At 70.6% G+C, this 25514-nt stretch carries 25 protein-coding genes; 8 read left to right on the top strand and 17 right to left on the bottom strand.

Translation table 11 applies throughout. The features are described 5' to 3' along the window. Positions 1–71: 71 nt before the first annotated feature. The 4 genes from OG714_RS20210 to afsQ1 all read right to left on the bottom strand — a co-directional run bounded on the left by OG714_RS20210 (position 72) and on the right by afsQ1 (position 3612). Positions 72–623, bottom strand: a complete 552-nt coding sequence (locus OG714_RS20210) for a VanZ family protein (protein WP_406122839.1) — start codon at positions 621–623, stop codon at positions 72–74. A 117-nt stretch (positions 624–740) separates the two neighbouring features. Continuing rightward, complete coding sequence (locus OG714_RS20205) at positions 741–1355, bottom strand: hypothetical protein (protein ID WP_406122837.1); 615 nt, start codon at positions 1353–1355, stop codon at positions 741–743. Then, entirely contained in the window at positions 1352–2938 is a 1587-nt protein-coding gene (locus OG714_RS20200; RefSeq protein ID WP_406122835.1) for an ATP-binding protein, read from the bottom strand. Before OG714_RS20200 ends, OG714_RS20205 begins: the two co-directional genes overlap by 4 nt. After that, entirely contained in the window at positions 2935–3612 is a 678-nt protein-coding gene (afsQ1, locus tag OG714_RS20195) for a two-component system response regulator AfsQ1 (protein ID WP_406122833.1), read from the bottom strand. Before afsQ1 ends, OG714_RS20200 begins: the two co-directional genes overlap by 4 nt. Before the next feature lie 267 nt (positions 3613–3879). On the opposite strand from afsQ1, the gene OG714_RS20190 reads away from it, so the two are divergent. Further along, entirely contained in the window at positions 3880–4617 is a 738-nt protein-coding gene (locus OG714_RS20190; protein WP_393761828.1) for a SigE family RNA polymerase sigma factor, read from the top strand. 180 nt (positions 4618–4797) lie between these two features. Here OG714_RS20190 and OG714_RS20185 read toward each other — a convergent pair whose 3' ends face one another. Next, positions 4798–5451 (bottom strand): uridine kinase, encoded by a 654-nt coding sequence (locus OG714_RS20185; protein WP_406122831.1) that lies wholly within the window; start codon positions 5449–5451, stop codon positions 4798–4800. Between the two features lie 127 nt (positions 5452–5578). Here OG714_RS20185 and OG714_RS20180 point away from each other — a divergent pair, with 127 nt between their 5' ends. Then, entirely contained in the window at positions 5579–5983 is a 405-nt protein-coding gene (locus OG714_RS20180) for a hypothetical protein (protein WP_406122829.1), read from the top strand. Positions 5984–6091: 108 nt separating this feature from the next. Here the strand turns inward: OG714_RS20180 and OG714_RS20175 are convergent, their stop codons facing one another. The 3 genes from OG714_RS20175 to deoC are packed head-to-tail and all read right to left on the bottom strand — an operon-like array spanning position 6092 to position 9395. Next, on the bottom strand, positions 6092–6982 hold the full coding sequence (locus OG714_RS20175; RefSeq protein ID WP_406122828.1) for an aldehyde dehydrogenase family protein: 891 nt from the start codon (positions 6980–6982) through the stop codon (positions 6092–6094). Continuing rightward, positions 6975–8429: an aldehyde dehydrogenase family protein gene (locus OG714_RS20170; RefSeq protein WP_406122826.1), complete on the bottom strand. Its 1455-nt coding sequence runs from the start codon at positions 8427–8429 to the stop codon at positions 6975–6977. Before OG714_RS20170 ends, OG714_RS20175 begins: the two co-directional genes overlap by 8 nt. A gap of 6 nt (positions 8430–8435) precedes the next feature. Continuing rightward, positions 8436–9395 carry a deoxyribose-phosphate aldolase gene (gene deoC, locus OG714_RS20165; RefSeq protein WP_406122825.1) on the bottom strand — a complete coding sequence of 320 codons (960 nt, stop codon included), beginning with the start codon at positions 9393–9395 and terminating at the stop codon, positions 8436–8438. A 191-nt stretch (positions 9396–9586) separates the two neighbouring features. Between deoC and OG714_RS20160 the strand changes: the two genes are divergently transcribed. After that, on the top strand, positions 9587–10282 hold the full coding sequence (locus OG714_RS20160) for a PH domain-containing protein (RefSeq protein ID WP_406122824.1): 696 nt from the start codon (positions 9587–9589) through the stop codon (positions 10280–10282). A 52-nt stretch (positions 10283–10334) separates the two neighbouring features. Beyond that, on the top strand, positions 10335–11987 hold the full coding sequence (locus tag OG714_RS20155; RefSeq protein ID WP_406122822.1) for a hypothetical protein: 1653 nt from the start codon (positions 10335–10337) through the stop codon (positions 11985–11987). A gap of 72 nt (positions 11988–12059) precedes the next feature. Here OG714_RS20155 and OG714_RS20150 read toward each other — a convergent pair whose 3' ends face one another. From OG714_RS20150 to OG714_RS20140, 3 genes are all read right to left on the bottom strand, one after another. Then, on the bottom strand, positions 12060–13709 hold the full coding sequence (locus OG714_RS20150; protein ID WP_406122821.1) for a phospho-sugar mutase: 1650 nt from the start codon (positions 13707–13709) through the stop codon (positions 12060–12062). A gap of 112 nt (positions 13710–13821) precedes the next feature. Continuing rightward, positions 13822–14646, bottom strand: a complete 825-nt coding sequence (locus tag OG714_RS20145; RefSeq protein WP_327401722.1) for a purine-nucleoside phosphorylase — start codon at positions 14644–14646, stop codon at positions 13822–13824. A gap of 139 nt (positions 14647–14785) precedes the next feature. Then, positions 14786–15223 carry a gamma-glutamylcyclotransferase gene (locus tag OG714_RS20140; protein WP_019055782.1) on the bottom strand — a complete coding sequence of 146 codons (438 nt, stop codon included), beginning with the start codon at positions 15221–15223 and terminating at the stop codon, positions 14786–14788. A gap of 364 nt (positions 15224–15587) precedes the next feature. On the opposite strand from OG714_RS20140, the gene OG714_RS20135 reads away from it, so the two are divergent. Next, on the top strand, positions 15588–17036 hold the full coding sequence (locus OG714_RS20135) for an NAD(P)H-quinone dehydrogenase (RefSeq protein ID WP_262056026.1): 1449 nt from the start codon (positions 15588–15590) through the stop codon (positions 17034–17036). 164 nt (positions 17037–17200) lie between these two features. After that, positions 17201–18166, top strand: a complete 966-nt coding sequence (locus tag OG714_RS20130) for a DeoR/GlpR family DNA-binding transcription regulator (RefSeq protein ID WP_406122819.1) — start codon at positions 17201–17203, stop codon at positions 18164–18166. Between the two features lie 161 nt (positions 18167–18327). On the opposite strand, the gene OG714_RS20125 is transcribed toward OG714_RS20130, so the two are convergent. Together OG714_RS20125 and OG714_RS20120 are read right to left on the bottom strand one after the other, a co-directional pair. Beyond that, positions 18328–18903 (bottom strand): TetR/AcrR family transcriptional regulator, encoded by a 576-nt coding sequence (locus tag OG714_RS20125; RefSeq protein WP_406122817.1) that lies wholly within the window; start codon positions 18901–18903, stop codon positions 18328–18330. A gap of 101 nt (positions 18904–19004) precedes the next feature. After that, complete coding sequence (locus tag OG714_RS20120) at positions 19005–20777, bottom strand: acetyl/propionyl/methylcrotonyl-CoA carboxylase subunit alpha (RefSeq protein WP_406122815.1); 1773 nt, start codon at positions 20775–20777, stop codon at positions 19005–19007. A 368-nt stretch (positions 20778–21145) separates the two neighbouring features. Between OG714_RS20120 and OG714_RS20115 the strand changes: the two genes are divergently transcribed. Next, the gene (locus OG714_RS20115) at positions 21146–21604 is read left to right on the top strand and encodes a hypothetical protein (protein ID WP_406122813.1); all 459 of its coding nucleotides are present in this window, start codon (positions 21146–21148) and stop codon (positions 21602–21604) included. Positions 21605–21656: 52 nt separating this feature from the next. Here OG714_RS20115 and OG714_RS20110 read toward each other — a convergent pair whose 3' ends face one another. After that, entirely contained in the window at positions 21657–22277 is a 621-nt protein-coding gene (locus OG714_RS20110; protein WP_406122811.1) for a Maf family protein, read from the bottom strand. Positions 22278–22314: 37 nt separating this feature from the next. Next, complete coding sequence (gene mmpB, locus OG714_RS20105) at positions 22315–22446, bottom strand: morphogenic membrane protein MmpB (protein ID WP_406122810.1); 132 nt, start codon at positions 22444–22446, stop codon at positions 22315–22317. Positions 22447–22564: 118 nt separating this feature from the next. Between mmpB and OG714_RS20100 the strand changes: the two genes are divergently transcribed. Further along, positions 22565–23659, top strand: a complete 1095-nt coding sequence (locus OG714_RS20100) for an SGNH/GDSL hydrolase family protein (RefSeq protein WP_406122809.1) — start codon at positions 22565–22567, stop codon at positions 23657–23659. A 24-nt stretch (positions 23660–23683) separates the two neighbouring features. On the opposite strand, the gene OG714_RS20095 is transcribed toward OG714_RS20100, so the two are convergent. Next, complete coding sequence (locus OG714_RS20095) at positions 23684–23893, bottom strand: acyl-CoA carboxylase subunit epsilon (protein WP_406122808.1); 210 nt, start codon at positions 23891–23893, stop codon at positions 23684–23686. Positions 23894–23906: 13 nt separating this feature from the next. After that, positions 23907–25508: an acyl-CoA carboxylase subunit beta gene (locus OG714_RS20090; RefSeq protein WP_406122806.1), complete on the bottom strand. Its 1602-nt coding sequence runs from the start codon at positions 25506–25508 to the stop codon at positions 23907–23909. Positions 25509–25514: the final 6 nt, after the last annotated feature.

Raw genomic sequence — 25514 nt, 5'->3', positions numbered from 1 at the left:
GTCCGAGGCTCCCCGTGTGGTTGCCCCATCTGCCGTCAACGGTACGGAGCCGGAGGCGGCCCGGCGTCGCTCTACGGTGCGATGCCGACCCTGGGAATCGTCGGGGTCCGTCCCTGAGCCGGTTCCTCCTGGAGGACGGTCACGGGGGGTCCGGACTCGGCCCTGCGGCGGAGCCAGGCGCGGGCCGCCGGGACGATCACGGCGTGTGCGAGGGCCACGCCGACCGTGTTCATGAGCAGCGAGTCGATGTCGACGACCTGGCCCGGCACCCCGGTCTGGAGCAGTTCGATGCCCAGGGAGATCAGGGCGCCCGCGGCGACCGTACGGACGAAGGACGCGAGCGGGGAGACATGGAGTCTGCCGCTGACCGTCGGGAGCAGGACACCCAGCGGGGCCAGCAGCGCGAGGCCCTCACCGATCCGCTTCGACGCCTCCGGCCAGCCCATGGCCAGATCGGCCCGGATACTGGCCAGCGGGTGCAGATTCGGGGGCATCACCCAGGGGACGTCCCGTGGGCGCAGCGTGACCCAGGCGACGAGCACGAGGTGTGCGACGAGGAGGACACCCCCTGTCACACGGACGCGAATCGCGGCACTGCCGCCGATGGAGCCTTGACGCTGCACGCCCCACAAGACGCCCTCTCCGGCACGATCGGTTCCGGGTAGGCACCGAGCACCAGGGTGAGGCCTGCGCCACACGCCCCTTTTCGCGCCTCGTTCACCCCCGGGGCGCCCGCGGCTTCAGCCGCCCGTCACCTCGCTGGACGGCGGTGCCTTGGTGCCCGGGTCGGAGCGGACGTCGTCCGTGCACTCGTAGCGGCGCAGGGGCGTGCCGTCCGGGCCGCCCAGGATCACGGAGCCGTCACCCTCGGCCGCGGCCGAGTCGGAGAACGTACAGACGAGCTGGGCGAGCGCGTACGACGTGAGGTCGGCCGGTGAATTGCTCAGCCGCAGCGCGTCCTTGGGATCCCTGGCACGCGGCCCGCTCACCGTCATGCCGCCGCGCACGTCGGTCGTGTACCCCGCGTCCTTCTCACCCGACGACGGCGACTCCGCGAGCTGGTCCAGCAGCCCCTGGGCGACGATGACGCGCCGCTGCACGTCCGCCGTGCCGTCCGGCACCTGTACGGCCCGGTCGACGGTCACCAGCGACGATCCGCACAGCAGGAACACCTGCACGGGCACCCCGCGCGCGGCCTGCGGCGACATGTCAGGGTCGGTGAGCGTGCAGGGCACCCGGGACGGCGCCGCCCCGAAGTCGGTCGGCACCTCCGTGGCCCGGATCCCGCACCCGGCGAGCAGCAGGCCGAGGAACGGAAGGGTCAGCGCGATGCCGTAGCGGCGTCGTACGTTCATGACGCGGTCTCCTCGGGGCCGGCGCCCTCGCTCTTCTCGCCGTTCTCGGCGCCGGGCTCCTCCGTGAGCGCGGAGGCGTCCCGCGGCAGCCGCAGGGTGAACACCGCGCCGCCCTCGGGGGAGTTGGCGGCGGTGATCCCGCCGCCGTGGATGTGCGCGTTCTCCAGGGCGATGGAGAGGCCCAGGCCGCTGCCCTCGGAGCGCGGCCGGGAGGCGCTCGCCTTGTAGAAGCGGTCGAAGACGTGCGGCAGGACGTCCTCCGGGATGCCCGGACCGTGGTCCCGCACGGCGATGACGAGTTCGTCGTCCTCCAGCCGCACCGACACCCGCACCGGCGAGCCGCCGTGCTTGAGGGCGTTGCCGATGAGGTTGGCGAGGATGACGTCCAGGCGGCGCGGGTCGAGCCGCGAGTGGATGCCGCGCTCGGCGTCCAGGTCCACGGCGTCCAGCCAGGCGCGGGCGTCGATGCACGCGGTGATCTGGTCGGCGAGGTCGACGTCGTCGAGGACCAGCCGGGCGGTGCCCGCGTCGAAGCGGGTGACCTCCATCAGGTTCTCGACGAGGTCGCCGAGCCGCTTGGTCTCGCTGACGACGAGGCGTACGGCGGGCTCGATCATCGGGTCCACGCTGCCGGTCTCGGCGTCGAGTTCCTCTTCGAGCACCTCCACCACGGCGGTGATGGCGGTCAGCGGGGTCCGCAGCTCGTGCGACATGTCGGCGACGAACCGGCGCGAGGCGTCGTCGCGGGCGGCCATGTCGGCGACCCGCTTCTCCAGCGCCTCGGCGGTCTGGTTGAACGTCCGTGACAGTTCAGCGAGTTCATCGGTCCCGGAGACCCGCAACCGGGTGTCGAGTTTCCCCTCGCCGAGCCGGCGCGCGGCGATGCCGAGCCGGTGCACCGGTTTGAGGACGGTCGTCGCGGCGGCCTGCGCGAGCAGCGCGGAACCGATCAGCGCGAGCCCGGTGGCGATACCCAGCGACCAGGCGAGGGAGTTGAGGTCCTTCGCCTCCGGCTCAAGGGACTTGAGCATGTAGCCGGTCGACCCGCCGCCGATCATCCGCGTGCCGGCCACCAGATACGGCGTGCCGTGCTCGGTGACCCGCTGCCAGTACAGGTGGTACGGCTCCTTGTTGCCGTCGGACACCGACTGCTGCTTGTTCACCGCCGTCCGCAGCGACTTGGGCACGTCCTCCAGCGAAAAGCCGTTCAGGCCGCCCGAGTTGCCGTAGACCGTCTTGTCGTTCGCGTCCTCGCCGACGAGCAGGACGCTGAAGCGCTGGCTGCTGTTGGCCATCTGGCCCGCGGTGCGCATCAGTTCGTCCTGGGTGGGGTGGACGGGCAGGGCGCCGGCGCGGTTCTGCATCTCCTGGCGGAAGTCCCGCAGGACGGCGTCCTGGGCGCGGGTGAGGACGGCCTCGCGGTTGAGCCAGTACGCGATGCCGGACGCGGACACGGCGGCGGTCAGCGCGACCAGGCCGAACACGACCACCAGCCGCAGGCGCAGGCTGGTGAACCGCAGCCGCCACAGAACTCCCTTACGACCCGGGCGCCAGCCGCGGATCCCCCCTGGTGCGTCGGTCACTGAGGCGAGTCCAGGCGGTAGCCGACGCCGCGCACGGTACGGATGAGCGTCGGGGACGACGGGATGTCCTCGACCTTGGCGCGCAGCCGCTGGACACAGGCGTCCACCAGGCGCGAGTCGCCGAGGTAGTCGTGCTCCCACACCAGGCGCAGCAACTGCTGCCGGGACAGGGCCTGTCCGGGCCGCCGGCTCAGTTCGAGCAGCAACCGCAGCTCGGTGGGCGTGAGTTGGAGGTCCTCGCCGTTCTTCGTGACGGTCATCGCGGCGCGGTCGATCACCAACGAGCCGAACGTGGCCGCGTCGTTGGCCTCGCGCTCGCCGCGCCGCAGCACGGCCCGGATACGGGCGTCGAGGACGCGCCCCTGCACGGGTTTGACCACGTAGTCGTCGGCACCGGACTCCAGGCCGACGACGATGTCGATGTCGTCGCTGCGCGCGGTGAGCAGAATGATCGGCAGCGTGTCCGTGCGCCGGATACGACGGCACACCTCGAAACCGTCGATGCCGGGCAGCATCACATCCAGCACGATCAGGTCCGGCCGCTGCTCACGCAACAGCTTCAGACCGTCCTCGCCGCTGGCAGCGGTGGCTACCCGGTGTCCCTGGCGCGTCAGCGAGAGCTCCAGGGCCGTCCGGATGGCGTCGTCGTCCTCGATCAGCAACAGGGAAGGCACGGGGCTCATTCTGGCCCATGGCGGGCCGGGGTTTCGACACCTGTACGTGTACGTAGCCGTCGTAGGTATGTGTGCGTACCCGTAGCGCCCCATTCTGTGACCGGACTGTCCGTTTTCTGAGGGCAGCTACAGAGACCGACCCCTGTGACAGGTCTGTGACAGTCGGGGGACACGTCCATGAAGTGGCCCCGGCAGGATTTTCGGCACAGGCAAGGAACCACGCCGGAACATCCGAACACCGGGCAAGTCCACTACGGGGGGCGCGAGATGAACACGCTGCACAGCACCAGCAACAACGCAGTCATCACGCGTCTGCACGATGTCACCCGGGGTTCCGAGAAGTCCGGTGCCGTGAGCGGGCGGGGGTGCGTTCGCGGTGCCGGGCGTCAGCACACCGGTTACATGACGGTGGTTGACGCGCACACGGGGGAAGCGCACGGGGGAAGCGCGTACAGGGAGGACACGGGGGAGCGTCGTTCGCTGTCGGAGGCGGAGTTCACCGCCTACGTCCAGGAGCGCCGCGCCTCCCTGTACGCGACCGCCTATCACCTGACCGGTGACCGCTTCGAGGCCGAGGACCTGCTGCAGAGCGCGCTGTTCTCGACGTACAAGGCGTGGGACCGGATCAGCGACAAGGCCGCGGTCGGGGGCTACCTCCGCCGCACCATGACGAACCTGCACATCAGCGCGTGGCGCCGCCGCAAGCTGAACGAGTACCCGACCGAGGAACTGCCGGAGACGCCCGGCGACACGGACGCGATGCGCGGCACGGAACTGCGCGCGGTCCTGTGGCAGGCGCTGTCCCGGCTGCCGGAACTCCAGCGCACCATGCTGGTCCTCCGCTACTACGAGGGCCGCACGGACCCGGAGATCGCGGAGATCCTCGACATCAGTGTCGGCACGGTGAAGTCCAGCATCTGGCGGTCGCTCCGCCGCATGCGCGAGGACGAGGTCCTCAGCTTCGGCCGTGACGAGGAAGACGCCTTCGGGGAGCTTGTCGCCTGAAGGTTGGGGGGGAGTAGGTAACGGGGGAGGTCCGGGGGGACCGCGGGGGATCGGTACCGGGGGGTGCCGACGGGGTCACGGGGACCATGGGGGGAAACACGGGGGAAGTACCACGGGGGAACGGGAGAGCGGGACTGGAGGGCCGGGGGGTCCGTCCAGTCCCGCTTTCTTTGTGCGGCCTCAGCTGGTGGGGGTCGCGGCTGGTGTGGAAGCCGCAGCCGGGCGCCGGCCTACGGCAGCCGCTGCGAGCCTGCCCAGCGCTTCGTCCTTGTCGCAGGCGTACGCGCCGAGTCCGGTCTGGCGGGCCACGATCGAGCGCTCCAGCCGCATCAGCCGCCAGCCGCGCCGCAACAGGAACGGCACGGATTTACGGCCCTCCCGGAGATCCCGCAGGAAGCGGCGCCGGAAGGTGCGCATCGGACCCCGGCTCAGGCACAGCGCGTCCGCGAGGACGCCCAGCTCCCGGCAGCGGGTGATGACCTCGGCGGCGAAGATTCCCTCCGCTATGAACAACGGGGTCCGGCCCACGTCGACCGCCTCCGTGCCCGTGCGCGCGCTGAGCGAGATGTCGTAGACCGGCACGTCCGTACGACCCGTGCGGCACAGCTCGACGATCGCGGCGACCGCGACGTCCGCGTCCCAGGAGTCGGGGTGGTCCCAGTCGATGTCCGAACTCCCCGCCACCTGCGGCAGCGTCGGGTCGTCGCCCTCTTTGTAGAAGTCGTCGAGCCGCAGCACTGGCAGACCGGACCGGGCCGAAACGAGGGACTTGCCGGAACCCGAGGGGCCGCACAGCAGCACGACACGGGCCGGTGACGGGGAAAGGATGCTCACGGGACACCAGTTTGACGTATTCCGTACGTCCTGCCGACCCCGCGGGTCGGCAGTGGAACGCGCATCACACGTCAACTACCCTTCGTGCTGACCTGATTACCCTGCGCACCAGAAGGTGGCACCAGCAATGGCACGACACACGTCCCCCCAGCACCCGACCGCCCAGCGCGCCCTCGTCGCCCTCGCGACCGCCGGAGTCGCCCTGGGCGCGGGGGCGGCGTCGGCCGCCGCGGACACCGCACCGGCCGTCGACGTGATGCGGACGCGGCCGACGTCCCTGGGCAAGATCGACCCCGCGGCGGGGCTCGGTGCCCTCACCGGCACCGTCGGGTATGTCACCGGGCCGGTTGCCGGGCTCAAGCCGAATCCGCTCGCGGGGACGGGTGTTGATCCCCTCGACAACGGGGTCGCGACCCAGCTCGCCGACTTCCAGCCGCTGGCCTCGCAGGCGTTGACGGGGCCGGTGGCCGAGGCGCAGTCGATCGGGAGCATGCCCGTGGTCGGGCAGGTGACGGGACTGTTGGGGGGCTGAGCTGGTGCGGGGGCGGTTCGGGGAACTGCGGTCTCGTTGCCGGGTGCGCGTCCGTCGTGGCTGGTCGCGCAGTTCCCCGCGCCCCTGAGCGTGGGCCTTCGGCCCCGCTCAGTAGGAGGAGCCGCCCGCCCCCAGTGAACCCGTGGGGTGCCAGACCGTCTTCGTCTCCAGGAAGGCTGTCAGGCGGTCGATGCCGGGAGTCTCCGCGTAATCCACAGGCTGTGGACGGAGAACTCGCTTGAGGTTGTCGGCCGCCGCGATCTCCAGTTCCTTCGCCAGTACGTCGTCCGCGCCGGCCAGGTCGATCGCGTTGACGTCCTGGTGTGCGGCCAGGGGCGCCGCGATCTCCGCCGTCCTGCCGGAGAGGACGTTGACGACACCGCCCGGCAGGTCGGACGTGGCCAGGACCTCGCCCAACGACAGTGCGGGGAGCGGGGAGTTCTCGCTCGCGATGACGACGACCGTGTTGCCGGTCGCGATCACCGGGGCGACGACCGAGATCAGCCCCAGGAAGGAGGATTCCTGGGGTGCCAGGACGGTGACCACTCCCGTCGGCTCTGGGGACGACAGGTTGAAGTACGGGCCCGCCACCGGGTTCGCGCCCCCGACCACCTGCGCGATCTTGTCCGTCCAGCCCGCGTACCAGACCCAGCGGTCGATCGCCGCGTCGACCACGGCGGCCGCCTTCGACTTCGACAGGCCCTCCGCGTCCGCGACTTCACGCGCGAACTGGTCCTTGCGGCCCTCCAGCATCTCGGCGATGCGGTAGAGGATCTGGCCCCGGTTGTACGCCGTCGCGCCGGACCAGCCGCCGAACGCCTTGCGCGCCGCTACGACCGCGTCGCGGGCGTCCTTGCGGGAGGACTGCGGTGCGTTCGCGAGCCACTTGCCCTTTGAGTCGGTCACCTCGTACACCCGGCCGCTCTCGCTACGGGGGAACTTGCCCCCGACGTACAGCTTGTAGGTCTTGAAGACGCTCAGACGGTTCTGTTCAGACATCGAGGTACGCCTCCAGGCCGTGGCGACCGCCCTCGCGGCCGAAGCCCGACTCCTTGTAGCCGCCGAACGGCGAGGTCGGGTCGAACTTGTTGAACGTGTTGGACCAGATGACACCCGCGCGCAGCTTGCTCGCGACCGCGAGGATGCGGGAGCCCTTCTCGGTCCAGATGCCGGCGGAGAGGCCGTACTGGCTGTTGTTGGCCTTCGCGACCGCCTCCTCGGGCGTACGGAAGGTCAGCACCGACAGCACCGGGCCGAAGATCTCGTCGCGGGCGATCGTGTGCGCCTGGGTGACGTTCGTGAAGAGCGTCGGGGCGAACCAGTAGCCGGAGGACGGGAGTTCACAGGACGGGGACCAGCGCTCGGCGCCTTCCGCCTCGCCCTGTTCCACGAGTGTGGTGATCCGCGCGAGCTGCTCGGCGGAGTTGATCGCGCCGATGTCCGTGTTCTTGTCGAGCGGGTCGCCGAGGCGGAGCGTGGAGAGCCTGCGCTTCAGCGAGTCCATCAACTCGTCCTGGATCGACTCCTGGACGAGGAGTCGGCTGCCCGCGCAGCAGACCTGGCCCTGGTTGAAGAAGATCCCGGTGACGATCCCCTCCACCGCCTGGTCGATGGGGGCGTCGTCGAAGACGATGTTCGCGCCCTTGCCGCCGAGTTCGAGGGTGACCTTCTTGGTCGTGCCGGCCACCTGGCGCGCGATCGCCTTGCCGACCGCCGTGGAACCGGTGAAGGCGACCTTGTTCACGTCCGGGTGCGCGACCAGCGCGGCGCCCGAATCGCCGTATCCCGGAAGGATGTTGACGACACCCTTGGGGAGGCCCGCCTGGCGGCAGATGTCCGCGAAGAAGAGGGCCGAGAGAGGTGTGGTCTCCGCCGGCTTCAGGACGACCGTGTTGCCGGTCGCCAGTGCCGGGGCGATCTTCCACGCCAGCATCAGGAGCGGGAAGTTCCAGGGGATGACCTGGCCCGCGACACCCAGCGGCCGCGGGTTCGCGCCGAAGCCCGCGTGGTCCAACTTGTCGGCCCAGCCCGCGTAGTAGAAGAAGTGCGCGGCGACCAGGGGGAGGTCCGCGTCCCTCGTCTCCTTGATGGGCTTGCCGTTGTCCAGGGTCTCCAGGACGGCCAGTTCGCGGCTGCGCTCCTGGATGATCCGGGCGATGCGGAACAGGTACTTGGCGCGCTCGGAGCCGGGCAGCGCCGACCACTTCTCGAAGGCCTTGCGGGCGGCCTTCACCGCGCGGTCGACGTCCGCCTCGCCCGCCTGGGCGATCTCGGAGAGGACCTCTTCTGTGGAGGGGGACACGGTCTTGAAGACCTTGCCGTCGGCCGCCTCGGTGAACTCGCCGTCGATGAACAGGCCGTAGGAGGGCGCGATGTCGACGACGGCGCGGGACTCGGGCGCCGGGGCGTACTCAAAAGCGGATGCGGATGAAGATGCGGATGCCATGGGGGATCAGTCCACCGTCACGTAGTCGGGGCCGGAGTAGCGGCCGGTGGCCAGCTTCTGACGCTGCATCAGCAGGTCGTTCAGGAGCGAGGACGCGCCGAAGCGGAACCAGTGGTTGTCCAGCCAGTCCTGGCCCGCCGTCTCATTGACGATGACCAGGAACTTGATCGCGTCCTTGGAGGTACGGATACCGCCCGCGGGCTTCACACCGACCTGGACACCGGTCTGCGCGCGGAAATCGCGGACCGCCTCCAGCATCAACAGGGTGTTCGCGGGCGTGGCGTTGACGGCGACCTTGCCCGTCGACGTCTTGATGAAGTCCGCGCCGGCCAGCATGCCGAGCCAGCTCGCGCGGCGGATGTTGTCGTACGTCGACAGCTCGCCGGTCTCGAAGATGACCTTCAGGCGGGCGGCGCCCGAGGCCTCCTTCACGGCGACGATCTCGTCGTACACCTTCATGTAGTGGCCCGCGAGGAACGCCCCGCGGTCGATGACCATGTCGATCTCGTCGGCGCCCGCGGCGACCGCGTCGCGCACGTCGGCCAGCTTCACGTCGAGCGCGGCACGGCCGGCCGGGAAGGCGGTGGCGACGGAGGCGACTTTCACGGAGGAACCGGCGACGGCCTCCTTCGCGGTGGCCACCATGTCGGGATAGACACAGACGGCCGCGGTCGAGGGGCTCGTACGGTCGGTCGGGTCGGGGCGGACCGCCTTGGCGCCGAGCGCCCGGACCTTGCCCGGGGTGTCCGCGCCTTCCAGCGTCGTCAGGTCGACCATCGAGATGGCGAGGTCGATGGCGTACGCCTTCGCGGTGGTCTTGATGGAACGGGTCCCGAGCGAGGCGGCGCGCGCCTCCAGGCCGACCGCGTCGACGCCGGGCAGCCCGTGGAGGAAGCGGCGCAGCGTGCTGTCTGAAGCCGTTACCTCGCCGAGTGCGTGTGCAGCAGCAGGTGCAGTGGTGGGCATGGTCACCACCCGAGCATATCTACGCGCGTAGCAGCTGTACACCCCGGGCAAGTGGACCCACCTAAGGGGCGCGGGGCTGTATCTATGTGCGGCTCCGCCGCGTGGGCGCGACCAGCCACAGCGCACCCGCAGTCGCAAACGCACACAGCCCCAACGGCGAAGAGGCGGAGCCCTGAGGCAGAATTCGCACCATGACGACCCCGCCCATCGAGTCCAAAGACCGGATCTACCGCTCACCCGCGGGCATCGTCGGCGGTGTCCTGCTGCTGGCCATCGTCGGCTGGCTCGGCATCGACGCCCTCGCGTCCGGCCACGACCGCACCCCGTGGCTCGCCCTCGCCGGCCTGATCCTCGCCGTGCCGCTGGTCGTCGCGTTCACGATCCGCCCCGCGGTGTACGCCAACGCGGACCGACTGCGCGTCCGCAACCCGTTCCGGCTCGTCGTGCTGCCGTGGGGCGAGATCGCCACGCTGCGGTCCGGGTACTCGAACGAGGCCGTCACGAAGGCGGGGGCCAAGTTCCAGCTGTGGGCGGTGCCGGTCTCGCTGCGGGCCCGCAAGAAGGCGGCGCGGCGCGAGGCGCGGGCCGCGTCGGAGGCGGCGGGTGCGCAGCGCGGCGGCGGCAGGTCCGGGGGCCTGGGCCTCGGCGGCGGGCTCGGTGCGTTCGGCGGCGGCATGGGCGCCGGCGGCACGCGGGGCGGCATCGCGCCGGGCGGGTCCACGCGCGCGGAGTCCGACCAGATCATGTCCGACCTGCGCGAGCTGCTGGAGGCCGGGGAGCAGGCGGAGTCGGCGCAGGGCGAGGTCACCGTGCGCTGGGCGTACGAGGTGATCGCGCCGGCGGTCGCCGGTGCCGTACTCCTGGCGATCCTGCTGGCGACGGGCTGACGGGACGGGCGCCGCCCGCTCTCCCCACTCACACTTCTCTCTCTGGGATGTCATGACCACGAACGTCCGAGAGCCGTCGCTGCTCCCCGCCTCCGCGATACCCGACGGGTGCGTGGGCTGGAACGGGGAGCACGCGCGCGCGTGGACCGATGCGGCGTTGCCGTGGTGGGTGCCGGTCCGGCCGCGCCGATGGTCCGTCGAACTCGCGCTCTGGTGCGCCGTGTTGGCCGCCTTCGGCCTGCTGGCGACGACGGATCTGCCCCCGGACCTGGTCGCGCTGCTGCCGCTCCAGGTCGTCTGGTGGCTGTGGCGCCCCGAGGTCGTACGGTTCTCCGCCCCCGTACTGATCGTGCTGGTGGCGGTACGGGGGACCGGGTTGCCCTGGCCGGTCCCGGTGTGCGCCGCCCTGCTGGTCCTGGCCTCCGTGACGGCCACCGAACTACGGGCACGCGCGCGTGCCCGCCAGCGGCGGAACGCCCTGGCCGCGGCCGAGGGGGTCACGGCCGTGCCGCCGGACGCGGACAGCCCGGTGCGGCGGGGCGGGCTCTTCCTCAAGTTCGGGGCCGGTGTGGGCATCCCGGGTGTCGTCCTGCTCGCCACCTCGGGCCTGTGGCACGGGGCGGGTCACCGCCAACTGGCGGTCGCGGAGGGCTTGTTCGTCGTCGGGCTGGCACTCACCCTGCTCCTCTCCGGAGCCCTCGGCCGACGACGGGCGACCGAGCTGCGCAAGGCCCCCGCGCCCATGCTGCGCGTCCTCGTCGGCAAGGACGACCACGAGGACGCCGTGATCTACGCGAGGGACGACACCGAGGCACTGCGCCCCCTGTTCACGGTCGCGACAAGGGCATCGGACGACGACAAGGGGGAGGAGGACGACGAGGACGACGAGGCGGCGCGGGAAGAACTGGAGGAACTCCTCGACGCGCACGCGGCCGCCGGTCCCGCTCCCCTGCGCGAGGCCGTCCTGTACGGCGCACCCTGCGACGGCGCCGAGATCCTGCTGGTCGGCGCGGCGGAGGAGCCCGGTGAGCCGCCGGTGGCGGAGTGGTCGACCGGGCCCGTACGGCCGTTGGCGCAGGGCGCCGCGCGGCGACGGCTCGCCCGGGAGAAGCGGGCGGCGGTGCGGGCGGCGCGGGACGAGGAACTGGCCGCGACCGTGCGGGCGGGGATCACCGTGGTGCCGGTACGGCGCTGGCGGGCGGGGCCGGTGGACTGGCTGGGAACCTTCCTGGTGGTGCAGTGGGCCGGCTGGATCCTCTGGGTCGCGGACGACCCAGGTATCTGGGACGGGACCGTGCTGCTCATCGGTGGTCTCGCGGGCGCCACCCTCCTCCCCCGGAAACTGCTCTGGCGCATCACCGCCGACCGCACCGGCATCTGGCTGAACGGTCTGCGCCGGCCGCGCCACGTCCCCTGGGACGACCTCCGCTCGGCCCGCCGCGCGGCGTTCGAGCTGCAACTGCGGGTGCGCGACGGCGACCACTGGGACATATCGGCACCCCGCTGGCCCTGGCTGCAACGCAGGCGCGGACTGATCCATCCCTACGACGCGTTGGCCGCCGAACTCTCCGCGATGATCGCCGATACCGCGCTGCGTCCCACGGGGGAGAGCGAAGTGGGCGAGCGGGGACGCCAGTTGTGGCCGTTCGGCGTGCTTCTCGCGCTGGCCTGGACCGCGTTGCTCGTCACGCGCCGGCTGTCCTGACGCTGTCCTGACCTCGGCGCGGGACGAGCACGGGGTGCCCCGGACGGACGCGGGCACCCCACAGAACGTCGCTCAGATACCGGCCGCCGCCGACAGGTCGCGCTTGATCGTCGCGAGGGTCTCGGTGGCCTGCGCGCGGGCCGCCGGGAGATCGGCGTGCGCGGCGACGGGGACCACGACCTCCAGGTAGCACTTCAGTTTGGGCTCGGTGCCGCTGGGCCGGACGATGACCCGGGCGCCGTCGAGCGTGTAGCGCAGGCCGTCCGTGGGCGGCAGCTTGTCCGTGCCCTCGGTCAGGTCCTCGGCCTTGGTGACGGCCAGCCCCGCGAGCGCCGTCGGGGGCTGCTCGCGCAACCGCCGCATGGCGTCCGCGATGACGGTCAAGTCCTCGACGCGGACGGAGAGTTGGTCGGTGGCGTGCAGACCGTGCTCCAGGGCGAGATCGTCGAGGAGGTCGAGCAGATCACGTCCCTCGGCCTTCAACTCCGAAGCCAGTTCGGTGATGAGGAGGGCGGCCGTGATGCCGTCCTTGTCGCGCACGCCGTCCGGGTCCACGCAGTAGCCGAGGGCTTCCTCGTAGCCGTAGCGAAGGCCCTCCACCCGGGCGATCCACTTGAAGCCGGTGAGGGTCTCCTCGTAGGGGAGGCCCGCCTTCTCGGCGATACGGCCCAGGAGGGACGAGGAGACGATCGACTCGGCGAAGGTGCCCCGGGCGCCGCGTCGCACGAGGTGTGCGGCGAGCAGGGAGCCGACCTCGTCGCCGCGGAGCATGCGCCAACTGCCGCCCTGGGTACGGTCCTTGACAGCGGCGGCGCAGCGGTCTGCGTCGGGGTCGTTGGCGATGATCAGGTCCGGGTCGCTCGCGCGGGCCTGCGCGAAGGCGAGGTCCATCGCGCCGGGCTCCTCCGGGTTGGGGAACGCGACGGTCGGGAAGTCCGGGTCGGGCTCGGCCTGTTCGGCGACGAGCACGGGCTCCGGGAACCCGGCCCGCGCGAACGCGGCCAGCAGTACGTCCTTGCCGACGCCGTGCATCGCCGTGTAGACGGTGCGGGCGGTACGGGGGGAGTCCGGGGCGAGCACGGCGTCCGTGCGGGCGAGATAGGCGTCCAGGACGGCGTCGTCGAGGATCTCCCAGCCGGCATCCGGGCGGGGCACGTCGTGCAGGGAGCCGATGGCCTCGATCTCGGCGGCGATCTCCGCGTCGGCCGGGGGCACGATCTGGGAGCCGTCGCCGAGGTAGACCTTGTAGCCGTTGTCCCGGGGCGGGTTGTGGCTGGCGGTGACCTCGACACCGGCGATCGCGCCCAAGTGCCGTATGGCGAAGGCGAGTACGGGGGTGGGGAGGGGGCGGGGCAGTACGGCCGCCCGCAGCCCCGCGCCGACCATCACGGCGGCGGTGTCGCGCGCGAAGTCGGCGGACTTGTGGCGGGCGTCGTAGCCGATGACGACGGTTCCGGTTCCGTCGGTGCGGCCGTTCCTCTTCAGGTACGCGGCGAGTCCGGCGGCGGCGCGGATGACGACCGCGCGGTTCATCCGCATGGGTCCGGCGCCGAGTTCGCCACGGAGGCCGGCGGTGCCGAACTGGAGGGTGCCGCGGAAGCGCTCCGCGAGCTCCGTGACGTCCCCGGCGTCGATGAGCTTGGCGAGCTCGTCGCGCGTCTCCGCGTCGGGGTCCTCGGCGAGCCAGGTCCTCGCCCGCGCGATGAGTTCGTCGTCGTGCACGTCGGGTCAACCTCTCGTGGTGTGTTGTACGTCAGCTTCTCGACCGACCGAGACGGGTGGGTGGGAGACATCCGGGGGTTCCAGGGGGCGGGAGCCCCCTGGGGGACGGTGCCTACAGCCTGCCGAGCACCTGGGCCAACAGCGACCCCATCTGCGAAGCGGAATCCCGGCCCGCCTGAAGAACTTCCTCGTGGTTCAGGGGCTCGCCCGTCATACCCGCGGCGAGGTTCGTCACCAGGGAGATGCCCAGCACCTCCGCACCGGCCTCGCGCGCGGCGATGGCCTCCAGCACGGTCGACATGCCCACCAGGTCGGCCCCGATCACCCGGGCCATGCGGATCTCGGCCGGAGTCTCGTAGTGCGGCCCGGGGAACTGGGCGTAGACGCCCTCCTCCAGAGCCGGGTCGATCTCCTTGCACAGGGCGCGCAGCCGAGGTGAGTACAGGTCCGTCAGGTCGACGAAGTTGGCGCCGACGATCGGGGACGTGGCCGTGAGGTTGATGTGGTCGCTGATCAGGACCGGCTGGCCGGGACGCATGCCTTCGCGCAGGCCACCGCAGCCGTTGGTGAGGACGATGGTCTTGCAGCCGGCGGCGACGGCGGTACGGACGCCGTGCGCGACGGCGGCGACACCGCGGCCCTCGTAGTAGTGGGTACGGCCGAGGAAGACCAGCGCGCGCTTGTCACCGATCTTGTACGAGCGGACCCTGCCCCCGTGTCCCTCGACGGCCGGCGGCGGGAAACCGGGCAGCTCGGTGACGGGGAAGTCGGCCTCGGAAACGCCGAGCGCGTCGACGGCCGGTCCCCAGCCGGAGCCCATCACAAGGGCGACGTCGTGGGTCTCGGCGCCCGTCAGTTCGCGCAGGCGCGTGGCGGCGGCGTCAGCGGCGGCATGGGGGTCGCCCTGGATGTCGTCCGGAAGAAGAGATGCGTTCACGCGGATGAGCGTAGCCGGTCTGGGCCTACGCGCGTAGATGACAGAGCGCACGGGATGGCGATCGTTGTCTTGTCGTTTCCAACGAGACCTGTGACGGGCGTTATGTGTGGGAAACCCTCAGCGGAATCGCGGGGTCTCCTCAGCAGGGACGCTTGCGCAGTTCCATCACGTAGTCGTGGGGTGCGCCCGCGGACTCGGCGGCGTCGGCCAGTTCGCCGAGATACCGCGCCGACGGGAGTCCCCCCTCGTAGCCGTTGAGCACGTACACCCAGGCGGGTTCCTCGCCCTCCAGGGTGTGCACCCGGACCCGCATGCGGCGGTAGACGTCGAGGCCGACGCCCTCCCACCGGTCCATGGAGTCCTCGTCGGGCGGCGCGATCTCGTACAGCGCGACGAAGACCTGGGAGCGCGGGGCCTCCACGATCGTCGCGAGCGCGCCCTCCCAGCCCATGTGCTCGCCGCCGAAGGTCAGCCGCCACCCGTTCAGCCAGCCCGTGGCGCGCAACGGCGAGTGCGGGGCGCGGCGGGTCATCAGCCGCGCGTCGAGATTGCCGGCGTACGCGGCGTAGAGCGACATGCTTCGAGAGTACGGCAGCGGAACCACCCGCCACTCCCGTAACCGGGGGTACCCCACGACACCGGGGTACTGGGAGGGCCGGGGTGTGAAGCCGCACCCGCAGGGGCCCGTGTGCCCACCGCCGTCCTTCGTGCCCGCGTCCGCCACCGCACCCCGCGCCCCGTCGCCGCAACGGCCGACGGCCGCTCAGCCCCACCCCACAGTCGCCCGCCCCCGCCCCCGGGTTCTTGACTTCGCTCACACCCGGCCGCCCACCCCGCGCCTCCCTCACCTGTACCGACGACTCCGGCCCGCCTCCCACCGCCCCCCTCCGCCCGGCAGGGCCCTCGCCCCCGGGCGGAAGCACCTTGAAGCGTGCGGGACAATGGGGTACGTGACTCGGATCGTGATCATCGGTGGCGGACCCGGCGGCTATGAAGCGGCGCTGGTGGCAGCGCAGCTCGGCGCGGAGGTGACCGTCGTCGACTGCGACGGTCTGGGCGGGGCGTCGGTGCTGACCGACTGCGTCCCGTCGAAGACCCTTATCGCGACGGCCGAGGTGATGACCACCTTCGACTCGTCGTACGAGGAACTCGGCATCATCGTCGCCGACGACACCCCACCCCTGGAGCAGGCGGCCCGGGTCGTCGGCGTGGACCTCGGCAAGGTCAACCGGCGTGTGAAGCGCCTCGCGCTGGCCCAGTCGCACGACATCACCGCGTCCGTGACCCGGGCCGGCGCCCGTGTCATGCGCGGCCGGGGCCGGCTCGACGGCATGCAGGCGATCGACGGTTCCCGCAAGGTCATCGTGAAGGCCGCCGACGGCACCGAGGAGACGCTCGTCGCGGACGCCGTCCTCATCGCGACCGGCGGTCACCCCCGCGAGCTGGACGACGCCCGCCCGGACGGCGAGCGCATCCTCAACTGGACCCAGGTCTACGACCTGACCGAACTCCCCGAAGAGCTGATCGTGGTCGGCTCCGGCGTCACCGGCGCCGAGTTCGCCGGTGCCTACCAGGCACTCGGCTCCAAGGTCACCCTCGTCTCCTCCCGCGACCGCGTCCTCCCCGGCGAGGACCCGGACGCCGCCGCCGTCCTGGAGGACGTCTTCCGGCGCCGCGGCATGAACGTCATGGCCCGCTCCCGCGCCCAGTCCGCCAAGCGCGTCGGCGACAAGGTCGAGGTCGTCCTCGCCGACGGCCGCGTCATCACCGGCTCGCACTGCCTCATGGCGGTCGGCGCCATCCCGAACTCCGCGGGCATGGGCCTGGAGGAGGCGGGCGTCAGGCTGCGCGACTCGGGCCACATCTGGACCGACAAGGTCTCGCGTACGACCGCTCCGGGCGTGTACGCCGCCGGTGACGTGACCGGGATCTTCGCGCTCGCCTCGGTGGCCGCGATGCAGGGACGTATCGCCATGTACCACTTCCTGGGCGACGCGGTGGCCCCCCTCAACCTGAAGACCGTCTCGTCGAACGTCTTCACCGACCCCGAGATCGCGACGGTCGGCTACAGCCAGGCCGATGTGGACGGCGGCAAGATCGACGCCCGGGTGGTCAAGCTCCCGCTGCTGCGCAACCCGCGCGCGAAGATGCAGGGCATCCGGGACGGCTTCGTCAAGATCTTCTGCCGCCCCGGCACCGGCATCATCGTCGGCGGTGTGGTCGTGGCGCCGCGCGCCTCAGAACTGATCCACCCCATCTCGATCGCCGTCGACAACAACCTGACGGTCGAACAGATCGCGAACGCCTTCACCGTCTACCCGTCTCTTTCGGGCTCGATCGCCGAGGTCGCCCGGCAGCTGCACACGCGGAAGGCGACGGGCGAGGTCTGAGCCGAAGTGGACTCCCCGCTGGTCACGGGGAGTTGTCGACCATTCGGGCGGCATAGGCGGCGAGACTAGGCCCTATACCACTTCGCGTCCTGCTGTACGAACAACTTCCGTTATTCGGCGCAAACACCTGAAAGCAGACGGTCGTTGGGGTTACTGTCAGTTTCGTGTTCGCTGCAGAACGTCGCCAATTGATCCTCGAAATGGTGCGAGCGAATGGGGCCGTATCGCTCCGTGAGCTCGCCCGCGTCGTCCAGACCTCCGAAGTGACCGTACGGCGGGACGTGCGCGCACTGGAGGCAGAAGGACTCCTCGACCGCCGGCACGGCGGTGCGGTATTGCCGGGCGGGTTCACGCGAGAATCCGGCTTTCCGCAGAAATCGCATCTCGCGACCGCCGAGAAGACGGCCATCGCCGATCTCGCCGCCAGCTTCGTCGAAGAGGGCGAGGCCATCGTGGTGGGGGCGGGTACCACCACCCAGGAGCTGGCCCGCCGGCTCGCCCGGGTACCCGGTCTGACCGTAGTCACCAACTCCCTGTTGGTGGCCCAGGCGTTGGCCCACGCCAACCGCGTGGAGGTCGTCATGACCGGCGGCACCCTGCGCGGTTCCAACTACGCGCTGGTGGGCAGCGGGGCCGAGCAGTCCCTCCAGGGCCTGCGCGTCTCCCGGGCCTTCCTCTCCGGGAGCGGGCTCACCGCCGAGCGAGGCCTCTCCACGTCCAACATGCTGTCGGCGTCCGTCGACCGGGCCCTCGTCCAGGCGGCCGCCGAGGTCGTCGTCCTGGCCGACCACACCAAGCTCGGCACGGACACCATGTTCCAGACCGTGCCCACGGACGTCATCACCCGCCTCGTCACCGACGAGCCCCCGGGCCACGACGACCGCGCGGCAACGGAGTTGCAGGCGCTCGCCGACCAGGGGGTGCAGATCGCCGTGGCCGGCGGTTCCGGAAGCCAGGGGGGTGAACAGACCCCGACGCGGGAACAACGCCGCCGGGACGTACCCCTCCCGGCGCCGCGACGGGGTCAAGTGCCGGGTGGGGGACCGGGGTTGAGGGCAGCGGGTGTGCTCGGCGGGGAGTCTCCCGAGCGGGAGCGTGCGGCCAGGGTGGCGGATTTGCGCAGGCGTTGATCGCATCGCTGGCGGGCGCGGTCTTCGGCTGCCGGCCGGTGGGGGCTGGTCGCGCAGTTCCCCGCGCCCCTTAAAAACGCGGGGCGGCCCATGTCTTTAGGGGCGCGGGGAACTGCGCGACCAGCCACGACGGAGCCGCAGCCGACAGACAACCCACCGCGCTACGGCTTCAACCCTCGCAACGTCAACGTCAGCAACCTGTCCGCCAGTTCAGGGTCACCAGGATTGCCCTCAGCCGCGAGAGCGATCGCGTGGGTCAGCTGAAGCAGGTCGCCGATCTCGACGTCACCGCGCACGTCACCGGCGTCCTGCGCTCGGCAGAGCAACGCACCCCCCGCCTCACGGATCGGGTCGCTGCACCGGGCCAGCGCGGACGTCCCGTCATGGGCGACCGCCATCAGCGCCCGGGAAAGCCCCCGGTACTCACTCGCGTGGGTCACCATCTCCCGCAACCAGGTCACCAGCGCCGCACACGGCTGTGGCGCGGAGAGCAACTCCCGGGATCGCGCGAGGAGTTCACCCACCGCGTCCTCGAAGACCGCGCTCATCAGGGACTGCCGGTTCGGGAAGTGGCGATACAGCGTGCCGATGCCGACGCCCGCGCGCCGGGCCACGTCCTCCAGAGACGCGTCCGTGCCGTGCGCGGCGAAGGACACGCGGGCCTCGACGAGCAGCCGCTCGTAGTTGCGGCGGGCGTCGGCACGCAGCCCCGCCGGCGGCCTGGCTGTGTCGGCCATGGGTCCCACCTGCCCTCCTAGGCGCTGTGCCGTCACATTACAGAGGTGCCCGGCGGACAGGCTGTTCCTGTCGGCCGGGCACCTCTGGACGTACTGCCGGGTCAGTCCTTGATCTCGCAGATCGCCGCGCCGGAGGTGATGGACGCACCGACCTCCGCGCCGAGTCCCTTGATGGTGCCGGACTTGTGCGCGTTCAGGGGCTGTTCCATCTTCATCGCCTCGAGTACGACGATGAGGTCGCCCTCCTTGACCTCCTGGCCCTCCTCGACCGCGACCTTGACGATCGTGCCCTGCATCGGGGAGGCGAGGGTGTCGCCGGAGGCGACCGGGCCGGACTTCTTGGCCGCGCGGCGCTTGGGCTTGGCGCCCGCCGCGAGGCCGGTGCGGGCCAGGGACATGCCGAGCGAGACCGGGAGGGAGACCTCCAGGCGCTTGCCGCCGACCTCGACGACGATCGTCTCGCGGTCCGCGTCCTCGTCCGCCTCGGCGTCCGTGGGGGCCGCGAAGGGCTTGATCTCGTTGACGAACTCGGTCTCGATCCAACGGGTGTGGACCGTGAACGGGTCGGCGGAGCCGGTGAGTTCGGGAGCGAACGCCGGGTCGGTGACGACCGCGCGGTGGAACGGGATGGCCGTGGCCATGCCCTCGACCTGGAACTCCTCCAGCGCACGCGCGGCACGCTGGAGCGCCTGCTCGCGGGTCGCGCCGGTGACGATCAGCTTGGCGAGGAGCGAGTCCCACGCCGGGCCGATGACCGAGCCCGACTCGACACCGGCGTCCAGGCGCACACCCGGGCCGGACGGCGGGGCGAACGTGGTGACGGTGCCGGGCGCGGGCAGGAAGCCGCGGCCCGGGTCCTCGCCGTTGATGCGGAACTCGAAGGAGTGGCCGCGCAGTTCGGGGTCGCCGTAGCCGAGTTCCTCGCCGTCGGCGACGCGGAACATCTCGCGGACGAGGTCGATGCCGGCGACCTCCTCGGTGACCGGGTGCTCCACCTGGAGGCGGGTGTTGACCTCAAGGAAGGAGATCGTGCCGTCCTGGCCGACGAGGAACTCGACGGTCCCGGCGCCGACGTAGCCGGCCTCCTTGAGGATCGCCTTCGAGGAGGAGTACAGCTCGGCGACCTGCTCGTCCGACAGGAACGGCGCGGGCGCCTCCTCGACGAGCTTCTGGTGGCGGCGCTGGAGGGAGCAGTCACGCGTCGACACGACGACCACGTTGCCGTGGGAGTCGGCCAGGCACTGGGTCTCCACGTGCCGCGGCTTGTCCAGGTAGCGCTCGACGAAGCACTCGCCGCGACCGAAGGCGGCGACCGCCTCGCGCACCGCGGAGTCGTACAGCTCGGGAACCTCTTCGAGCGTGCGGGCCACCTTCAGACCGCGACCGCCGCCACCGAAGGCGGCCTTGATCGCGATGGGCAGCCCGTGCTGCTCGGCGAACGCGACGACCTCGTCCGAGCCCGACACCGGGTCCGGCGTGCCGGCCACCAGCGGGGCACCGGCGCGCTGGGCGATGTGCCGGGCGGCGACCTTGTCACCGAGGTCCCGGATCGCCTGCGGCGGCGGGCCGATCCAGATCAGGTCCGCGTCGAGCACCGCCTGGGCGAACTCGGCGTTCTCCGACAGGAATCCGTAGCCGGGGTGGATGGCGTCGGCACCGGACTCGCGGGCCGCGTTGAGGACCTTGTCCATGTCCAGATAGCTGCTCGCCGGTGTGTCACCGCCCAGGGCGAACGCCTCATCCGCGGCGCGGACATGCAGAGCGTCCCGGTCCGGGTCGGCGTATACGGCCACGCTCGCGATCCCGGCGTCCCGGCAGGCCCGGGCCACGCGGACAGCGATTTCGCCACGATTGGCGATGAGCACCTTGCGCACGATTGAGGCTCCCTCCTTGAAACAAGCCGAGTTTAGGGACTGCCGACACGGCGCATCGACCCGTCCCCAATGGTGAGCTTGCCCACACGGAGCGTGATTCGAGGCTCGCTCGACCCGCGAAATCCCTTGTCGCACCTCGGTACGCAGGACTCCTCGTGGAAACCCTAGCTCTCCGGTGTGGGCAAGGTCTCTGTGAGAGCGTGCCGCGTGCCACGCCGTTTCTTTGTGGAGTCCCTACGAATGGCCCAACGATTCTTTGCCCCCATCACAACCCTTGTCCCGGGGTTTACCCGTTAGTAGCGTTCGGGTTGTCTTGAACGTACTTGGGGTAACGGCGGAAGTGGGTGGGCCCGGTGGTGCGCAGGCCGGTGGCATGGATCTTGGCGCTCGTCCTCTTCGTGGAGGCGCTCGGAGTGGCCGCGCTGAACTGGTTCCTGGGGATCGTCGTCGACCGCCAGGACATGTCCCTGGCCGGCCTCGACCCGGACGCGATGTCCATCTCCTCGAAGGCCGGCGGAATAGTCTTCGGCCTCTACTTCGCCCTGTGCGGAGTGGTCGCCCTGCTCGTCGCCCTGCGCGACCGGGCCCCGGCCGGCTTCGGCCGCATCCTGCTGATCAGTGTGGCCGTGGTGCACGCGCTGCTGGGCGCGTTCGCGTGGGGCCTGGTGGGCCCGGGAGCGTTCGTGTCCATGGTGGTGGTGCTCGGCCTCGTCGTCCTGCTCCTGATGACGTACGACCGCCGTGAGGGGCCGTCAGGGGCGAGCCCCGAGCCGCCCGCCAAGGACCCGGCGCCGGCCGTCCCGCCGACGGCCCCCAGTACCTCCTGATCTGCACCTTCTGATCGGTACCTCGCGATACCTCTTGATCGGTACCTTTTGGTCAGTCCTCCCGCGGGGTCCACAACTCCGTGATGCCGACGCCCAGTTCGGCCAGCAGGCGGCGAACGAGCGGCAGGCTGATGCCGATCACGTTGCCGTGGTCGCCGTCGATGCCCTCGATGAACGGCGCCGAGCGGCCGTCGAGGGTGAACGCCCCGGCGACGTAAAGGGGTTCGCCCGAGGCGACGTACGCGGCGACCTCGGCGTCGGTCGGCTCGCCGAAGCGGACGACGGTGGACGCGGTGGCCGAGACGTACCGGCCGCTCGTCGTGTCGTAGACGCAATGGCCGGTCTGGAGCGTCCCCGCCCGGCCGCGCATCGACTTCCAGCGAGCGGTGGCCTCCTCGGCGTCGGCGGGCTTGCCGAGGGCCTCGCCGTCCAGGTCGAGCACGGAGTCGCAGCCGATCACCAGCGCGCCCTTGACCTCGGGCTTCGCGGCGACGACGGAGGCCTTGGCCTCGGCGAGGGCGAGGGCTAGTTCGGCCGGGGTGGGGGCGTTGACGGCGTCCTCGTCGACCCCGCTGACGATCACCTCGGGGTCCAGTCCGGCCTGGCGCAGCAGGCCCAGCCGGGCGGGGGACTGGGAGGCGAGCACGAGTCGGCGGCGCGGCTGATCTGTCATGCGTTCAGCGTATCGGCGCGGGTGCGCCGCGCTCGCCTCAGCCGGCCAGCCCGAGCACGATCATCGCCAGCACCATCGCGAGTGCCATGAGGATTCCGAGCCGCCGCAACATGACCTGCGTCTCCCGCAGTTCCTCGGGAGGCTCGTTGTCGGGGTCGGACCACAGCATGTCTCCAGCGTGCGGCCAGACCGGGGAGGGCGCCTGAGTACGGATACTCAACTCTTCCAAAGGGGTCTACGGTTCCGTTAGAGTAATGGGACTGTGGTTCCTTTTGGAGAGGTGTGCCATGTTCACTACTGCCTGGACCGCGTCACCCCAGCTCCCGAGCGAGGGCTTCACGCCGAACTGGTCCCGGGAGGGCTTCTGGCGTCAGTCGCTGCGGCAGGTCGTGCGGCTGACGGCGGGCGGGGAGAGGGTGCGCGTGCGGTTCTCCAACGCGTATGGGAACTCTCCGGTGCGGGTCGCGGCGGGCGCTGTGGCCGCCGGAGGGTCTGCGGTGCGCCTGACCTTCGGGGGTGCGGCGGAGGGGGAGATGTCCGCGCGGGGGGAGTTGGTGAGTGACGTGGTCCAACTCGCCGTAGTGGCGGGGGAGTCGGTGGCTGTCACGCTGTACTTCGATACGGCCACCGGGCCGGCGACCTTTCATGCGCAGGCGTTCGCGACCAGTTACCGGGGTGCGGGGTGCCTGTTGGGTGGCGGGGACGGGTTCACGGAGTCGAGCGAGTCCTGGTACTTCCTGTCCGCCGTCGAGACCGACTCCGGGCGAGGGGACGGGATTGTTCTTTTCGGGGACTCCATCACCGACGGGTTCGGGTCTACGGCCGGGGCCGATCGGCGGTGGTCGGACGCGTTGGCCTCGCGGACGGGGCGGCCCGTGCTGAACGCGGGGATCGGGGGGAATCTGCTGCTCAACGACTCCGCGTGGTACGGGGAGCGGGGTGTGCGCAGGTTCGGGCGTGACGTGGTGCGACTGGCCGGGGTGGACACGGTCGTCGTGTTGCTGGGGCTGAACGACATCGGGTTCAGCGAGACGGATGCGCAGCCCACGTACAAGCCGGCGCCGGTGGTTTCCGCGAGGGAAGTCATCGCCGGGTACCGGGAGTTGATACGGCAGGCTTCTGAACTCACCGTGATCGGGGCGACCTTGTTGCCGTTCGGGGGGTCCGATCACTGGGGGGAGCGGGCGGCGAAGGTCAGTCATGAGGTCAACGAGTGGGTTCGTTGCTCGGGGGAGTTCGATCGGGTTGTTGATCTGAATCGGGTGATGGCCGACCCGGATGACTCGGATCGGCTGCACCCTGCCTACGACTTCGGGGATCATCTGCACCCCAACGATCAGGGGTACGTGGTGATGGCCGAAGCCGTGTCGCGCCGTTTGTAGCTGCGGGTCCGTTGTGGCTGATCCCTAGCCCGGCCAGAAAGTGCGGGTCCATGCGCTGGGACCCGGGTGGGGGAGCCTCGCGCTCGCAATGCGCGACGGGTCGGACCACGCGTCGCGCTGCCTCGGGGTGCCCGGTGGTGTGGAGGTCGCCGCGGCCGCGCGCGCCCTTACCACCGCCAATGCGGCGGCCAGCTCCTCCGGGGTCGGGTTGCCCCGTACTACTTTGATGTTCATGGTGGGCGCTCCTCTACAGGGGGATGTTGCCGTGCTTCTTCGGGGGCAAGGACTCGCGCTTGGTGCGGAGTTGGCGCAGGCCCCGTACGACGTGGCGGCGGGTGTCGGAGGGGAGGATCACCGCGTCGATGTAGCCGCGTTCGGCCGCGATGTAGGGGTTGAGGAGGGCGTCCTCGTACTCCTGGATGAGGCGGGCCCGGGTCGCGTCGAGGTCGCCGGCGGCCTCCGCCTCGGCGATCGTGCGGCGGTGCAGGATGTTGACCGCGCCCTGGGCGCCCATGACGGCGATCTGGGCGGTCGGCCAGGCGAGGTTGAGGTCGGCGCCGAGGTGCTTGGAGCCCATGACGTCGTAGGCGCCGCCGAAGGCCTTGCGGGTGATCACCGTGATCAACGGGACTGTCGCTTCCGCGTACGCGTAGATCAGCTTCGCGCCCCTGCGGATGATGCCGTAGTGCTCCTGGTCGACGCCCGGGAGGAAGCCGGGGACGTCCACGAAGGTGATGACCGGGACGTTGAACGCGTCGCAGGTGCGGACGAAGCGGGCCGCCTTCTCGGACGCGTCGATGTCGAGGCAGCCCGCGAACTGCATGGGCTGGTTGGCCACGATGCCCACCGGGCGGCCCTCGACCCGGCCGAAGCCGGTGAGGATGTTCGGCGCGAACAGCGGCTGTGTCTCGAAGAACTCGGCGTCGTCCAGGACGTGTTCGATCACCGTGTGCATGTCGTACGGCTGGTTCGCGCTGTCCGGGACCAGGGTGTCCAGCTCGCGGTCCTCGTCCGTGACGGTGAGGTCCGCCTCCTCGGGGAACGCCGGGGGTTCGCTGAGGTTGTTGGACGGGAGGTAGGACAGGAGCTGCTTGACGTACTCGATCGCGTCCTTCTCGTCGCCCGCCATGTGATGGGCCACGCCCGAGACCGAGTTGTGGGTGCGCGCGCCGCCCAGCTCCTCGAAGCCGACGTCCTCGCCCGTGACCGTCTTGATGACGTCCGGGCCGGTGATGAACATGTGCGAGGTCTGGTCGACCATCACCGTGAAGTCGGTGATCGCGGGGGAGTACACCGCTCCGCCCGCGCACGGGCCCACGACCAGGCTGATCTGCGGGATCACGCCGCTCGCGTGCGTGTTGCGGCGGAAGATCTCGCCGTACGCGCCGAGGGAGGCCACGCCCTCCTGGATGCGGGCGCCGCCGGAGTCGTTGATGCCGATGACCGGACAGCCGGTCTTCAGCGCGAAGTCCATCACCTTGACGATCTTCTGGCCGTAGACCTCGCCCAGGGCGCCGCCGAAGACCGTGAAGTCCTGGGAGAACACGGCGATGGGGCGGCCGTCGACCGTGCCGTAGCCGGAGACGACTCCGTCGCCGTAGGGGCGGTTCTTCTCCAGGCCGAAGTCCGTGGAGCGGTGCCGGGTGAGCTCGTCGAACTCGACGAAGGACCCCTCGTCGAGGAGCAGTTCGATCCGCTCACGGGCCGTCAACTTGCCCTTGGCGTGCTGCTTTTCGACCGCACGTTCCGAGCCGGCGTGCGTCGCTTCCTGGATACGGCGCTGAAGATCCGCGATCTTCCCGGCGGTCGTGTGAATGTCGATCTCTTGAGGCGCTTCCGGCTCGGACATCGGGAT

It is taken from the genome of Streptomyces sp. NBC_00989, assembly GCF_045162655.1.
Taxonomy (GTDB): Bacteria; Actinomycetota; Actinomycetes; order Streptomycetales; family Streptomycetaceae; genus Streptomyces.
The sequence above is the reverse complement of the archived record's forward strand: the minus strand, read 5'-3'. Positions and strand labels throughout refer to the sequence as shown.

Coding starts and splice junctions, on each gene's coding strand:
- OG714_RS20095 (WP_406122808.1), bottom strand. CDS start 23,893: ATGAACATCAAAGTAGTACGGGGCAACCCGACCCCGGAGGAGCTGGCC.
- OG714_RS20205 (WP_406122837.1), bottom strand. CDS start 1,355: ATGAACGTACGACGCCGCTACGGCATCGCGCTGACCCTTCCGTTCCTC.
- OG714_RS20155 (WP_406122822.1), top strand. CDS start 10,335: ATGACCACGAACGTCCGAGAGCCGTCGCTGCTCCCCGCCTCCGCGATA.
- OG714_RS20135 (WP_262056026.1), top strand. CDS start 15,588: ATGGGGTACGTGACTCGGATCGTGATCATCGGTGGCGGACCCGGCGGC.
- OG714_RS20190 (WP_393761828.1), top strand. CDS start 3,880: ATGAACACGCTGCACAGCACCAGCAACAACGCAGTCATCACGCGTCTG.
- mmpB (WP_406122810.1), bottom strand. CDS start 22,446: ATGCTGTGGTCCGACCCCGACAACGAGCCTCCCGAGGAACTGCGGGAG.
- OG714_RS20090 (WP_406122806.1), bottom strand. CDS start 25,508: ATGTCCGAGCCGGAAGCGCCTCAAGAGATCGACATTCACACGACCGCC.
- OG714_RS20160 (WP_406122824.1), top strand. CDS start 9,587: ATGACGACCCCGCCCATCGAGTCCAAAGACCGGATCTACCGCTCACCC.
- OG714_RS20175 (WP_406122828.1), bottom strand. CDS start 6,982: ATGTCTGAACAGAACCGTCTGAGCGTCTTCAAGACCTACAAGCTGTAC.
- OG714_RS20180 (WP_406122829.1), top strand. CDS start 5,579: ATGGCACGACACACGTCCCCCCAGCACCCGACCGCCCAGCGCGCCCTC.
- OG714_RS20125 (WP_406122817.1), bottom strand. CDS start 18,903: ATGGCCGACACAGCCAGGCCGCCGGCGGGGCTGCGTGCCGACGCCCGC.
- OG714_RS20170 (WP_406122826.1), bottom strand. CDS start 8,429: ATGGCATCCGCATCTTCATCCGCATCCGCTTTTGAGTACGCCCCGGCG.
- OG714_RS20140 (WP_019055782.1), bottom strand. CDS start 15,223: ATGTCGCTCTACGCCGCGTACGCCGGCAATCTCGACGCGCGGCTGATG.
- OG714_RS20110 (WP_406122811.1), bottom strand. CDS start 22,277: ATGACAGATCAGCCGCGCCGCCGACTCGTGCTCGCCTCCCAGTCCCCC.
- deoC (WP_406122825.1), bottom strand. CDS start 9,395: ATGCCCACCACTGCACCTGCTGCTGCACACGCACTCGGCGAGGTAACG.
- OG714_RS20100 (WP_406122809.1), top strand. CDS start 22,565: ATGTTCACTACTGCCTGGACCGCGTCACCCCAGCTCCCGAGCGAGGGC.